Source organism: Chitinophaga caeni, assembly GCF_002557795.1.
Lineage (GTDB): Bacteria > Bacteroidota > Bacteroidia > Chitinophagales > Chitinophagaceae > Chitinophaga > Chitinophaga caeni.
In genome coordinates this window covers 3,379,398-3,393,381 of the sequence record NZ_CP023777.1, presented here as the reverse complement: position 1 = coordinate 3,393,381, position 13,984 = coordinate 3,379,398, and the positions used below count along the sequence as shown (strand labels likewise).

Genomic DNA, 13,984 nt, shown 5'->3' with positions numbered 1-13,984 from the left:
TCATGAAGAAACTAATATTATTATGCTTATCCTTGTTCGTAGCAGGATTCGTTTCCGCGCAAGAATCCGGTAAAATCCAATACGAGTTAACTTTAAATATCCATGCTACTTTAAAACCGGATCAATTGCAGTATAAAGACTTAATCCCCGAAACATCTACCGTGCGATCCGTTTTATTTTTCAACGGAGGAAATGCCAAGATAATGCTGCTACCCGAAAATACCGAGTCTGAAGAAGGTGGGGTAAAAATGAAAATCCAGATGGACAACAGTATCAAGTTCATTGAAACGGCCAGTCAATCCATTTTTAAACTCGATGAAAGTGGTAGCCAGAAGAAATTAATAGTAACAAAATTCGACGAAAACGGGGAAAAACAATCTACTTCTAAAATAGGCACCAAAACCAAGACAATTGCTGGCTATACCTGCAAGGAAGTAAAAGTTAAGTCGGATGACGGCCCGATTACTTTATGGGTAACGGATAAACTACCCTTCAAAGGAGGTATTATTGGGATGTACAGCCCTTATGGGGCGATCCTAGGTATGGAAAGCAAAAAAATGTCTATCCTCGCCACCAGCATACAGTTCGAACCGGTTGATCCCGGCACCGTAAAAATTCCAGAGGGTGTACCTATTGAAGAAAGTAACGGAAAACTCAGCTTATAATACGGTTCAAATAATGATTGGAATAGCCTTACAAAATCAATTTTGTAAGGCTATTCTGTAGAATGAGTCCAAGTAAAAATACGACCATTGAACACCTTTTCTATACCTCCTGGCAATTTTCCCGAAACATATCCTTAAGTTTTGTATCTTGTCAATGCTCTATCTTGTTTTTTGCTTGCGCATACGGTATGCCAGGCATTTAAACTCCTTCACATTATATTTCATCGACTGAATTTTCCATATTCTTTTAGAATAATTCTGTTGCTATAATAGTACCAAATGGTCAAAAGCCATATATACCATTATTGACGATAGGATTTTTCATGATGGCGATGTTATTATTTAACCATTTAAATCATTATTGTCCAACTAAAATTGCATTCAATTTACTTGGATTCCTTACCTGGTCAAGGACATAAGCAAAGGATGATCTATTCAGCTCTGCCAAGAGAACCGTGGAACTTAGCACTGTTGATAGCGAAGGGTAGCTGGGCCATACAGTAGTACAAAAGCCGGATCGAGTGATCAAATTGGCGGCCGTAATGGCCAATTTGTGCCCTTTTTGGGGCAAGCAAAAAAGTACAAGAAACGGGCAGATGAACATTGAATCGAACTATTGAGAGATTAAAAGTCCTCCCCGGTTAAAATTTAGTCGGACAATAATGTATTTAAATCAATAATTGGAGACGGAATAAAATGAAAAGGTATTTGGTATACACGGGTATTTTCGCAAGCCTGCTGACCGCTTGCAAAAATGCCGCGAAGGACAAGGATCAAAGCAAACGACCCAATATCATACTGATCCTGGCAGATGATCTTGGATATTCGGATATCGGTTGTTACGGTGGCGAAATCCAGACACCCAATTTGGATGCCCTCGCAGCCGGTGGAACGCGGTTTACACAATTCTATAACACTTCCCGTTGCTGTCCCTCCAGGGCTTCTCTCCTAACCGGCCTATACAATCATGATGCGGGCATCGGGGAAATGACGAGCGATCGCCATGAACCGGGATACCGGGGCTACCTCACAGAAAATACGGTTACATTAGCCGAGGTACTGAAAAGTGCAGGTTACCATACGGCTATGAGCGGTAAATGGCATGTTTCCAACACCATTGAACAACCAAGGGGGGAAGAGCAGTTAAAATGGTTGAATCACCAGGCTTCACACCCTTATTTTTCCCCGGTGGAGCAATACCCGGTTAACAGGGGTTTCGAAAAGTATTATGGTAATATTTGGGGTGTCGTGGACTATTTTGATCCTTTCAGCCTTGTGAATGGTACCAACGCGGTGGAACATGTTCCTGCCGGGTATTATCATACCGATGCTATCAATGATACTGCCGTAAGCTATATCAGGCAATTTAGCAAGGAAGATAAACCGTTCTTTTTATATGTTGCCCATACAGCGCCGCATTGGCCTTTAATGGCAAAAGAAGAAGATATTGAAAAATATAAAGACACCTATAAAAAAGGTTGGGACGCTACCCGGCAAGCCCGTTACCGGAGGATGGCGCAAATGGGGTTAATCGATACCTTGAAAGCACCTTTATCACCACGCTGGCACAGCGACCTGGCTTGGGAACAAAACCCCGACTCTGCTTGGGATGCCCGCGCCATGGCTGTTCATGCCGCCATGGTTGACAGGATGGATCAAGGAATTGGCCGAATTATCAAGACCTTGAAAGAAACCGGGGAGTGGGAGAATACCCTGATCGTTTTCCTGAGCGATAATGGCGCCAGCCCGGAGGATTGCAGTCGCTATGGTACCGGTTTTGACCGTCCGAGCGAAACGAGGAATGGTCAAAAAATAGTTTACCCCGTGCATAAGAAAGTAATGCCGGGCACGGAGCAAGTATTCGCTTCTATCGGTCCACGTTGGGCGAACGTTGCCAATACACCTTATCAATATGCGAAGGCACAATCCTACGAAGGAGGAATCCATACGCCGATGATCGTACATTGGCCGTCCGGAACTGCTCAAAAAGGTGGTTATTCAACCCAGGTTGGCCACGTCATGGATTTCATGCCAACTTTCATCGAGCTGGCAGGGGCCACTTATCCGGGAGAGTATAACGGGCATAAGATCAGCCCCTATTCCGGGAAGAGCCTGGTTCCAGCCATCAAGGATGGTAAAGTGCAGCCGAGAACACCGTTGTACAACGAGCATTACAATGCCAGGTATGTACGGGATGCAAATTGGAAAATGGTTTCCTTATCGTCTGATAGTACCTGGCACTTATATAAAATCGGGGAAGATCAAACGGAGCTTAATGATTTGGCGGGACAACATCCTGAAATCGTTGAAAAACTTTCCAACCAATGGCAACAATGGGCACATGAACATCATGCCTTACCAAAGAAAAGTCATTAACCTAGTAATCATATTCCATAACGCGATAGATTTTGCATAGAGAAGTAACAGGTACACTTTGAGTAATTTCTTTCAAAAACTGGTAGCAATTTTATTAAACTTAATTAGATGAAAAAAACCTTAACATTCCTATTGTTGATCTTAGGAAAACTCGTATCAGCCCAACAAAAAGCGCCGGCCTATCCATTGATTACACATGACCCCTATTTTAGTATTTGGTCGATGACAGATCAATTAAATGCTTCCCCTACCAAACATTGGACAGGTGCAGAGCAGTCAATTGTAGGAATGCTGAACGTGGATGGCAAATTTTATAGATTAATCGGCCATGAAGGCCGCAACTACAAAACGGTGGCGCCACTCAGCGAAGAAAATGCGTACGATGCCAAATATGTAACCCAAAAACCCTCCGGGGATTGGCAACAACCCGGTTTTAATGATGCTTCTTGGAAAAGCGGGGCGGCTCCCTTTACTTTACCCGGTATCGGCGCAGGAACTATTTGGAATAGCCGCGAGATTTGGTTGAGGCGCCATTTTACAATCAATAATGACATTCCGAAAGGGAAAGCTTATTTGTATATCAAGTATGATGATGATGCGGAAGTTTACCTGAACGGTTCCTTGATCCACAGCCGCAAAGGCGTTACCCGAAATTATGAATACTTCCCGATCGATGAAGCCGCCGTGTCGAAACTGAAAAAGGGCGAAAATATCTTGGCTATTCACGTGGTGAATACCGGTGGGGATGCCTTTATCGATGCAGGCATTTCTGTGGATGTGCCTCAAAAGCTAGATGAGTCGGTATTAACGGCTGTTCAGAAAAATGTTACGATCAATGCCACGCAAACAATTTATGATTTCAGTTGTGGGCCTGTAGATGCCAGGGTAACTTTTACTTCTCCGCTGATCATTACAGACCTTAAATTATTGTCTCGCCCGGTATCTTATATTACTTACAGCGTTCGTTCAAATGACGGCAGCAAGCACCGGGTAAGTGCGTATTTAGGCGCTTCTGCCAACCTAGCTACCAACTCGGGCATTCAACCTGTAGTAGCCAGCGATGCCTCTACCAAAAATCTCCAACTGTTGAAAGCCGGTACGCTAAGCCAGTCAGTATTAGCTAAAAAGGGAGATGACCTGAGAATTGATTGGGGCTACCTGTACATCGGCGCTCCTAAAAGCAAACAGGTACATCAATATATCAGCCCAGTGGCAGAAGCCACCCCGTCTTTCCTTAACCCGGGTAGCATTAAAGGCAAGCATAAACTTGAAGGAACACGGCTGGTATTGAATACTACCGCCGATTTAGGTGTTGTTGGCGCTTCAACTAAAGAACAATTCTTTCTAATCGGTTATGATGATGAATATGCCATTCAATATTTCGGTACGAATCTGAAACCTTGGTGGCAAACGGAATATGGTCAAACCATTGAGCAAGAATTGTCTACTGCGGCTAAAGACTATAAAAAGGTGATGCAACGATGCCGCGACTTCAACGGGGAGCTGTACAAAGACTTGGAAAAAAGCGGTGGTAAAGCATATGCCGACTTATCAGTGCTGGCCTACCGTCAAAGTATTGCCGCGCATAAATTGGTAAAAAGCCCGCAAGGAGAATTATTGTTCTTGTCAAAAGAGAATTTTAGCAACGGTTCTATCAATACCGTGGATGTTACTTACCCTTCTGCGCCGTTATACTTGGCATACAATCCAGAATTGATGAAAGGGATGCTCAACGGTATTTTTTACTATAGTGAAAGCGGCAAATGGAAAAAACCTTTCGCGGCCCACGACTTGGGCACTTATCCATTAGCCAACGGTCAAACTTACGGGGAAGATATGCCGGTGGAAGAATCCGGAAATATGATTATCCTCACCGCGGCTATCGCCAAGGTTGAAGGCAATGCGAACTACGCTAAAAAACATTGGAACACCCTGACGCAATGGGTAAATTTCTTAGTAACGGATGGTTTCGACCCTGCCAACCAGTTGTGCACGGATGACTTTGCCGGTCACCTTGCCAGGAATACAAATTTATCGGTTAAAGCGATAGTAGGCATCGGCTGTTATAGTATGTTGGCCGATATGCTAGGTCATAAAGAAATAGCGCAACAATACCGGGATACAGCCCGCAATATGGCAAAAAGATGGATGCAGATGGCCGATGAAGGTGATCACTACGCGTTAACATTCGATAAGAATAATACCTGGAGCCAGAAATACAACCTGGTTTGGGATAAGGTGCTGGGCTTGAATATTTTCCCGGCTTCCGTGGCAAAGAAGGAAATTGCCTACTACCTCGGCAAGCAGCATGCATACGGATTACCGTTGGATAGTCGCCGTACATACACTAAGAACGATTGGATCATGTGGACGGCAACTCTCACGGATAACCAAGCCGATTTCGCTGCCTTCATCGACCCAATTTACAAATTTGCCTTGGAAACGACTGATCGCATCCCTTTAAGCGATTGGCATGAAACTACTAACGGTAAGCATATCGGTTTCCAAGCAAGAAGTGTGGTAGGTGGATATTATATGAAATTACTAAATGATAAACTGAATCGCTGATAACAGGTTTACGTAATAAAAACCGCTATGCCAAATACATAGCGGTTTTTTTTGTCGACTAACTACCAATTTCATCAATAATTTCCGGTAAGTGACCGGCGTAATATTTTATATGGGTTGGATAATAAATGATAGGTGGCAAGTATTGTCTGGCACCAAATATTTTGGTAATTGAATTGGGCCGCAACTGCCATTTCCAACACCCATTTGATATGCATCCAAGTGTAAATAGGTGGTTTTGCCGGGATGTAATTGATATAAATGAGCTGCTGTTCCCAGATCAATTTCTGAAACATGTAAAGCGCTAAAGCTCATTTTGCTTCTTGTAACTACCCTAATACCTTTTTTGCTTTCAGGGTTAGTTAATTGCAACCAACGCAGATCTTCACGGTTACCCATGCTTTGCGGTTTCTCATACGGTTCTATCATTTTACTTACCGGTAAATGGTATATTCCCAATGGGGCAGATGTTTCCCTGTCGATATAATTCTCCTGGGGGCCGCGTCCATACCAGGTTGCCAGGTTTAAGTCGCCCTGGAGCGCCATTTTCAAACCTATTCTTGGGATAAAATACCGGGTCGTTGCCGGGACTACCGTGGCAGAAACAGCAATATTACCATCGGCATTTACCGTATAATCCAAGCGCACTTGCAGGCTAAATCCGGAATTCGTCGTTGCTTCCATGTTTGTGTGGACGTATACGACGCTACCTCTTTCCTGCACCTGCATTTCCACCAACTTAAAGCTAGGATGATCGAAGCCTAATTTACGGGTATCATAAGCCTGTCCCCAATCGCCGGTATGGTCATTATCCAGCATAGCCCTGTAAATATCCAGTTGTAAACCTTCATCCGTATTGGTTACATAAGATTGGTTGCCATACTTCAAGGTTTTCATCATGCCTGATTGCTTATCAAATTCCAAGATGAATGAATTGTTGAAGATCTTCACGCTCTCCCTATTTTCATTTACATGTATTTTATCAGCTTTATCAGTAATTGGCAACGGGGGAATATTGGCTACGGACACCGGCATAGAAAATTGCTCGAAAGCCACGCTGTGACCTTTCTTAGCCCAAAGCTGATCCTCACCCAAGCGTACTTCCACATTCAACAAATATTCCGAACCTTGCTTCCATGGGATTTTGGTGATCGGCAGGTTCATCATTAAGCTCTTATTCGGTTGCAATGCACCCAGGGTTTCTACCCCTTCCTTGATCACGTGACCATCTTCCAAAACCGTCCAATGGAATTGATATCCTGATAAATTGGTGAAGTCATATTTATTAATCAACAATACTTTTCCGTCTACAATTCCTGCATCTTTAAACTTGACATATTCATACACTTTTTTCACTTCCAACAAGGGCGCTTTCACTTGCCTATCCGAAGTAACAAGTCCTTTAATACTGAACGTACCATCATTGGGCTTATCACCCAAATCACCTCCGTAAGCATAATACACGGCGCCGGAAGCATCCCCCGGAACGGGAACCGCCAAACCTTGATCTACCCATTCCCAAATACAGCCGCCGATGAGTCTCTTATGCGATTCAATAGCATCCCAATATTCCTGTAGATTACCTACCGAGTTGCCCATGGCATGGGCATATTCACACATAAAATACGGTTTCTCCGAATCAGCCTCTCCCCTTTTAATGATATAATCAACAGAAGGATACATGTTAGATTCAATATCGGCTACGCTGTTCATACCTTCATAATGCACCGGGCGAGTGGTATCCAGGTTTTTTACCGCTTGGCGGGCAGCCACGAAGTTCGGTCCGCCACCGGCTTCATTTCCAAGTGACCAAATAATTACAGCGGGATGATTTTTATCCCTTTCAACGAGCCGCACGGTCCTATCGATGATCGCAGGCTGCCAAGACGGGTATTTTGCTATTTGTTGATGACCATGCGTTTCATGGTTCGCTTCATCGATTAAATATAAACCGTAAGCATCGCAAAGTTTCAACCACAAGGGATCATTAGGGTAATGACAAGTACGCACCGTATTAATATTATGCTTCTTCATCAACATAATATCCTGCAACATACTCTCTACTGATACTGCCTTACCCAAAGTTGGATGAATTTCGTGCCTGTTGACACCTTTCAACAAGATAGGCTCACCATTTAACAAAAGTTGACCATCACGTATACTCACTTCTCGGAAACCATGTTTTATATTGATGGCTTCCAGGGTATTTCCATCTGCGTCTTTCAGTTCTAATAAAACATTATACAATACAGGGTGTTCAGCATTCCATAATTCCGGTTGATCAACTTCCGCTTTTAAAACATATGCTGCTTCCCAGTTCTTTTGCAATCGATCCACTTGGACTGGCTTGAACTTTACCGCTACATTACCACCAGGATCCAATAGGCTGGCATCCAAATAAGCAGCGGATTTTAACTTCCTACCACTATTTTTGACATGCGCATCGATAGATAAAATTGCTTTCGAAAAATGATCTTCAAATTGGTTATTCACGGCAATATCGCGTATATGCAATTTAGGTACTGCCATTAGGTAAACACGCCTGTGAATACCGCTAAAACGTGTCATGTCCTGATCTTCCAGGTAGCTGCCATCGCTGTATTTATATACTTCCACCGCCACCAGGTTTTTACCGGGCTTAAGAAATGATGTAATATTAAATTCTGCGGGGCTAAAGCTATTCTCACTATAGCCAACTTTTTTACCATTGACCCATACATACATGGCACTGATCACACCATCGAAATGCAAAAACACTTCTTTGCCATCCCAATCGGCAGGTAGTTCGAATTCCTTGCGGTAAGAGCCCACCGGGTTCGGCTCCTTGGCAGCAGTCCAATCGGCAGGAACAGCGCCCATTACCCTGGGCGGATCGTTCTTAAATGGATAGGTAATATTTGTATAGATCGGGGTGCCATATCCTTCCATCTCCATATTTGAAGGAACGGTAATGTATTTCCAGGACTGGTCATCAAAATTCACTTTATAAAAATCCAGCGGACGTTCAGACGGTTGCTTGACCCAATGAAATTTCCAGTCGCCATTTAACGAAAATATCCAGGGAGAACGGGTGCTTGTTCCCGTATCAAGAAAAGATGGATCGCTTTTCAAGGATGAAATCCCGGGGAAAGGAATATAGCTGGCATGGGTAGGTTCTTTATGAACAGCGAAGATAGATTCATCTTCCCAAGCTTCCCCTTTGAACGGGGGCGGAAATTTCAGTTTTTCTTTAATAGGTTCTAATGCCCATAACTGCGTAATATCTGTAGAATCGGCAGGCACTTGGAACAGGTATCCGTTTCCATTCCTTTCCTTGGCAGCTAAATTTTGTCCACTTTTGATACTTGTAACGATGAACTTACCAGTGGATAATTCGCGGAAACGCCAATGCTGGTTTTCATTCCCCCGATCGCTATCCCAAAGCAACGCCGGGTTCCCGTTTGGCGACCTACGGTTGCCATTATCAATATTCTTAGTCGCGGCAGCCATTTTAACTTGGTAAATGTCCTTATCTAACTTGATTAATTGCCAAGCTTGACCAATATTACCTTTCTCTTTAGCATCGAGAAGAATACGGTCGTTATTACCGGCATTCGCCGCAACTTCCAGCACGCGGCCACGGCTGTCGACAAGGCGGTAATACTTTTGGCGACTTAAATCTTGTCCATAAAGCTGTATACCCAACAAGAACCCGCCTAGCAACAAGGCAAAAGGTTTCATGAATCTACTTAGAAAACACATGCTAAAATCCAATTTCAACGAATAAATATTGATATAAAACGCTATTATTACGCTCCGTTTAGAAGCAACGCTCAAGATATGGTAAGTATCGCGGTTAAACAATGGACAATCCGCAAAGCCGCAGGGAAATTGATATTGTCCACCGATAAATTTGAAAACGAACCACCTATTATTTAAACCACATACATTAAATTTACCCATGCTTAGTAATGAAAAGATTGCGCATTATTTAGAATTATTCAAGGATATTTCCTTCGTCGACTTGCAGTTGGTATTCAGCTTAGCCAGGGAAAAGCGTTTGAAAGCAGGGGAAAAGTATATCGACCAGGGCGCTGTTTCCCAGAACCTGGCATATGTGAAAAGTGGGTTAGTCCGTACCTTCCTGATTACAGATGACGGGGAAGAACGCACGGTGATGTTAAAATGGGAAGACCAGTTTTTTGCCAGTTACGATACCATCCTTTGGAACAGGCCCTCCCGTTTCATTTACGAAGCATACGAAGACACGATTTTACTTGAATCTGATTACAAAAGCTTCATGGAAGTAATTGACAACCAACCCAAGTTTTCGAAAGCTAAAACATTTTTCTTACAGAACATGCTTGCCGAAGCGCTCGAAAGGGTCGAAAGCTTCGTGTTGCTGAGTCCCGAGGAGCGCTATTTACAGTTGATCCGGGAGAAATCCAACCTGGCGCAAAGGGTTCCCTCGAAGCACCTGGCCAGCCTACTGGGCATCACGCCGGTTTCCCTGAGCCGGATCAGGAGCAGGATCGCGCACAAGTGAAATTATCTTTTGTAAATTTTTAAGCCGGGCCAAGCCGTTAGATTTGCCATATAAAAATATTAAGATATGGCTAAGATATTCGAATGGATCATTTACCTGTTCAGCTTTTCAATGATACGCTATTTCAGCATTGCCGGTTTGGCATACTTGCTAGTTTACAAAGTCTTTACAAAAAAACTTGCCGGCAACAAAATCCAGGCAAAACATGCAAAGAAAGCAGATTTCGCCAGGGAGATTATCCACTCTATCAACGCCAGCCTCTGGATGGTCTTCGTAGCCATCCCGTTTTTTATTCCACCGATCAATCAATATACGCAACAGTATGCCAATATCAGTGATTATGGTGTCGTTTACCTCGTGTTCAGCGTCATCGCATCCCTGGTAATCCACGATACGTATTTTTATTGGATGCACCGGTTATTGCATCACCCGCTGTTATTTAAGCATACACATTTATTACACCATAAATCCACGAACCCCTCCCCTTGGACTTCTTACGCCTTTCACACCTTTGAAGCCATCACGGAAGGCATGATTTTACCCATATTATTATTCGTATTACCCATGCATTCCGTTGGTATCAGTTTATTCATCGTTTCGGGTTTTATTATCAATGTTTACGGTCACCTCGGCTATGAAATCATGCCGAAATGGTTCCGCCGTTCCGTATTATTCGAAGTTTTTAATACATCCGTACACCATAATTTACATCACAGCAAATTCAAAGGCAACTACGGTTTATACCTGCGTATTTGGGACAGGCTCATGAAAACCGAACATCCGCAATACGTTGCCACCTTCGATAAGGTCCAGGAACAACGCTTCGGCAAATCAAAACAAGATATCAGCGAAGCGGTAATGATCTCCGAATAATCCGGTGTTTTCTAACGATTTTACCTACATCCTTTATATATTTGCCCCGCGGAAGTCCTAATGACGGGCTTCCGCGAACGCAAAATATCAAGTAAAAGATGATAACGCTCAACCGGGACCAGCAATACGCCCTTGAAAATATATTATTTGTTTTCGCATTAGATTCAGAAGCGGCGCAAGAATTTGATCATTGCAAAAAAGTGATTACGGGAATCGGGAAGGTTAATGCAGCATTCGAACTGACAAAAGCTATATACCGTGAGAAACCGGGGTTGATCGTTAACCTGGGATCGGCGGGAAGCAATCATTTTAAGAAGGGAGATGTGATCTGTTGCAACCGTTTCATACAACGCGATATGGATGTGCGCGGCCTGGGGTATGAATTATACGAAACACCGCTGTCAGGCATCCCGCCGGTATTGGAATACGGTATCCACTTGGAAACCTTACCTAACGGGACTTGCGGCACCGGCGACAGTTTCGAGATGAATCATTCCGTATTGCCGTACAATGTAGTAGACATGGAAGCCTATTCCCTGGCCATGATAGCAAAAAAAGAAGGGATACCGTTCTTATGTTTGAAATACATTTCCGATGGTGCAGATAGCGATGCTGCCGACGATTGGTTTGTACAAGTACATAAAGCAGCGGAAGCGTATAGAAAGATTTTGTTCGGGTAAAACGTAATCCACCGGGCATTATTCCAAATAAAAAAATTCCAGGGCTTGCCCCTTCGGGCTGGGCTGTTCCAGGGCGCGCCCTCCGTATCCCTCACGCAGATATTAATATTGGTCAAGTTCCTCGGGCTGGTAAGGATGGTAAGCAGAACTCCCCATTAAATAAGTAAAAAAGTACCTGTCCAGATTTTGTAAACTCAAAAAGTTTAGGTGTAAAGTAAATTTAATTCAATCAAAGGTTTCGACCCCTAGTGGTACAGCACTCTCCAAAAAGCCCCTACCCTACAATCACCAGCCGCTTACCTTCAAGCCTAAACTGGATATCCCCCGAACGCAAAATCTTCAGGATACTCGACAAGGGCAAACTTCTTTGAATTTTCCCTTTAAATATGCGGTCCGGTACTTTGCCTTCATAAACGATTTCCAAGTCATACCAACGGCCAATTTGCCTTAGTATTACCGGCAGCGGCGTTTGATCGAACTGGAAGTAACCGTTTACCCATGCAACGGACTGATCCACTTTTGCAGGTGCAATGGAAAGTTGCCCGGCCTTGTTATAGTTCGCTGCCTCTCCCGGGGACAGTTGCCCGGCCTGGTTCCCGGCTGTAATTTTCACCGAACCTTCCAACAAGGAAGTTTTAACCTCCGCTTCATCATCATAAGCATTAATATTAAAATGGGTACCAAGCACCGCTACATCAATTCCCTTGGCAAGTACATGAAAAGGTTTCGTCTTATCCTTGGCGACCTCGAAATAGGCTTCCCCGGTAATTTCCACAGTACGGGTAGATTCGATAAAGCTGGTGGGAAATTTTATCGAAGAGGCGGCATTTAACCAAACCTTAGTGCCATCTCTCAAAATTAATTGATACTGATTCGCTTTGGCAGTTGTTACCATGTTATAACCTGCTTTCGAGTTATTGCCAGCATTGCCACCTTCGTATGCAAGTTGCCCGTTCAGGTTTATGATCTTTACATTTCCCTGTTGGCTGATCGTGCCGGTAGCAGTGCTATCTAAAACAATCTCCTGCCCGTTGGCCAAGGTTAATACTGCTTGCTGAATACCGGGCTTTACCTTTCGGGCAGCTTCCATATTGTTGAGCGCTAACGTTTGTTTGCCCGGAGATTCTTTCCCCAGGTACATTATAGCAGCCGTTACAATTACTCCGGTCAACATAGCTGCCGCTGCGATTTTCCACCAATTTAACTGTATTACCGGGCGGGCATCCCGCTGTTCAGACTGAATAATAGCATGGTATAATTTCTCTTTATCGAATGATTTCAGGCTATTCGCATTATCTTTATTGGAAGATTTCAACCAAAGTTCATATAAAGGGGCAGAAAGTGTTACCGTATCTTCTTCGGGAATAGAAGATACCAGGACTAACAGCTCTTCCCATTCTTCGGGGCTACAGGTACCTTGCAGGTATTTATCAAACAAATGGTTTATATGTTCTTGTAAAGTCATCAATTTATCAGTTTACTGGTGGATGAAAACAGGCACCCCGGTTAACGTACATGCCAACCCGGAAAATAAGCGCTACCTATAAGAGCCTGGAATGACCGGATTGGTACTAATGTAGTAGCCATTTTTATTCACTCTTTTAAAATAGCATGCAAAATGCTGAAAACAAGCATGAATTGCTTGAATTTGTGATATTAATTGGTATTATTGTTATATAAATTTGCTCAGAAAATATGCCCGGCCACCTTTCCGAACCACTGCAAGATGAACAAGCTTTTAGAACGCTGTATGATGAGTATGCAGAAAGGGTGTACCAATATGCAAATGCCTTTACCCGCTCCCCCGAGCTAGCCGAAGATATTACGCAGGAGCTCTTTCTCATCCTTTGGCGGAAAAGGGATGATCTTCACCAGGTTGAAAATATGGACGGTTATATTTTCAGGATCGCCCGCAATCTTGCTATCAAGCTACTGAAAAAAGCAGCGCTGGATATCCAGCTTTCGGTAGAATTGTACCGCCATGCCATAAAGGAAAATAACGCGATAGATGAAGCTTTAGGTAGTAAAGCAGTTAAAGACTTACTCGAAAAAGCCGTTTTGGAACTGCCTCCGCAACCCAGGAAAATTTACTTGCTCAGCCGCAAAGAATTTATGAATTTCGACGAGATAGCTGAAGTAACCGGTTTGTCAAGAAATACCGTGAAAAATCATTTGCAAAAAGCATTGAATGAAATCCGCGATTACCTGGTAAAACATGGTTATCAAATCAGTATTGCGGCATTGATCGTCCGCGAATTTTACTTATTCTGATCGGGCACCCTGCCAACTGCTTACAA

Annotated in this window: 9 protein-coding genes; 7 read left to right on the top strand and 2 right to left on the bottom strand. The window is 43.5% G+C overall.

Features of this window, described 5'->3' with window-relative positions; all coding sequences use genetic code 11:
• Positions 1–2: 2 nt before the first annotated feature.
• The 3 genes from COR50_RS14345 (at position 3) to COR50_RS14335 (ending at position 5,609) form a co-directional block, all read left to right on the top strand.
• Entirely contained in the window at positions 3–665 is a 663-nt protein-coding gene (locus tag COR50_RS14345; protein ID WP_157760876.1) for a DUF4412 domain-containing protein, read from the top strand.
• Positions 666–1,361: 696 nt separating this feature from the next.
• Entirely contained in the window at positions 1,362–3,041 is a 1,680-nt protein-coding gene (locus COR50_RS14340; protein WP_098194620.1) for an arylsulfatase, read from the top strand.
• A gap of 108 nt (positions 3,042–3,149) precedes the next feature.
• A complete protein-coding gene (locus COR50_RS14335) occupies positions 3,150–5,609 on the top strand; it encodes a glutaminase family protein (protein ID WP_098194619.1) in 2,460 nt (819 codons plus the stop codon).
• A gap of 108 nt (positions 5,610–5,717) precedes the next feature.
• On the opposite strand, the gene COR50_RS14330 is transcribed toward COR50_RS14335, so the two are convergent.
• The gene (locus tag COR50_RS14330; protein ID WP_098194618.1) at positions 5,718–9,551 is read right to left on the bottom strand and encodes a glycoside hydrolase family 2 TIM barrel-domain containing protein; all 3,834 of its coding nucleotides are present in this window, start codon (positions 9,549–9,551) and stop codon (positions 5,718–5,720) included.
• On the opposite strand from COR50_RS14330, the gene COR50_RS14325 reads away from it, so the two are divergent.
• The 3 genes from COR50_RS14325 to COR50_RS14315 all read left to right on the top strand — a co-directional run bounded on the left by COR50_RS14325 (position 9,550) and on the right by COR50_RS14315 (position 11,687).
• Positions 9,550–10,134, top strand: a complete 585-nt coding sequence (locus COR50_RS14325; protein ID WP_098194617.1) for a Crp/Fnr family transcriptional regulator — start codon at positions 9,550–9,552, stop codon at positions 10,132–10,134. The genes COR50_RS14330 and COR50_RS14325 overlap by 2 nt on opposite strands.
• 66 nt (positions 10,135–10,200) lie before the next feature.
• Positions 10,201–11,007 (top strand): sterol desaturase family protein, encoded by an 807-nt coding sequence (locus COR50_RS14320; protein WP_098194616.1) that lies wholly within the window; start codon positions 10,201–10,203, stop codon positions 11,005–11,007.
• Between the two features lie 98 nt (positions 11,008–11,105).
• Positions 11,106–11,687 carry a 5'-methylthioadenosine/S-adenosylhomocysteine nucleosidase family protein gene (locus COR50_RS14315; protein WP_098194615.1) on the top strand — a complete coding sequence of 194 codons (582 nt, stop codon included), beginning with the start codon at positions 11,106–11,108 and terminating at the stop codon, positions 11,685–11,687.
• A 274-nt stretch (positions 11,688–11,961) separates the two neighbouring features.
• On the opposite strand, the gene COR50_RS14310 is transcribed toward COR50_RS14315, so the two are convergent.
• Entirely contained in the window at positions 11,962–13,152 is a 1,191-nt protein-coding gene (locus COR50_RS14310; RefSeq protein ID WP_098194614.1) for a FecR family protein, read from the bottom strand.
• A gap of 230 nt (positions 13,153–13,382) precedes the next feature.
• On the opposite strand from COR50_RS14310, the gene COR50_RS14305 reads away from it, so the two are divergent.
• A complete protein-coding gene (locus COR50_RS14305) occupies positions 13,383–13,958 on the top strand; it encodes an RNA polymerase sigma factor (RefSeq protein WP_098194613.1) in 576 nt (191 codons plus the stop codon).
• Positions 13,959–13,984 lie beyond the last annotated feature (26 nt).

Bases quoted from the DNA above. Each gene is read 5' to 3' on its own strand.
- COR50_RS14325 (WP_098194617.1), top strand. From the start codon at position 9,550: ATGCTTAGTAATGAAAAGATTGCGCATTATTTAGAATTATTCAAGGAT.
- COR50_RS14315 (WP_098194615.1), top strand. From the start codon at position 11,106: ATGATAACGCTCAACCGGGACCAGCAATACGCCCTTGAAAATATATTA.
- COR50_RS14345 (WP_157760876.1), top strand. From the start codon at position 3: ATGAAGAAACTAATATTATTATGCTTATCCTTGTTCGTAGCAGGATTC.
- COR50_RS14320 (WP_098194616.1), top strand. From the start codon at position 10,201: ATGGCTAAGATATTCGAATGGATCATTTACCTGTTCAGCTTTTCAATG.
- COR50_RS14305 (WP_098194613.1), top strand. From the start codon at position 13,383: ATGCCCGGCCACCTTTCCGAACCACTGCAAGATGAACAAGCTTTTAGA.
- COR50_RS14335 (WP_098194619.1), top strand. From the start codon at position 3,150: ATGAAAAAAACCTTAACATTCCTATTGTTGATCTTAGGAAAACTCGTA.
- COR50_RS14310 (WP_098194614.1), bottom strand. From the start codon at position 13,152: ATGACTTTACAAGAACATATAAACCATTTGTTTGATAAATACCTGCAA.
- COR50_RS14340 (WP_098194620.1), top strand. From the start codon at position 1,362: ATGAAAAGGTATTTGGTATACACGGGTATTTTCGCAAGCCTGCTGACC.
- COR50_RS14330 (WP_098194618.1), bottom strand. From the start codon at position 9,551: ATGGGTAAATTTAATGTATGTGGTTTAAATAATAGGTGGTTCGTTTTC.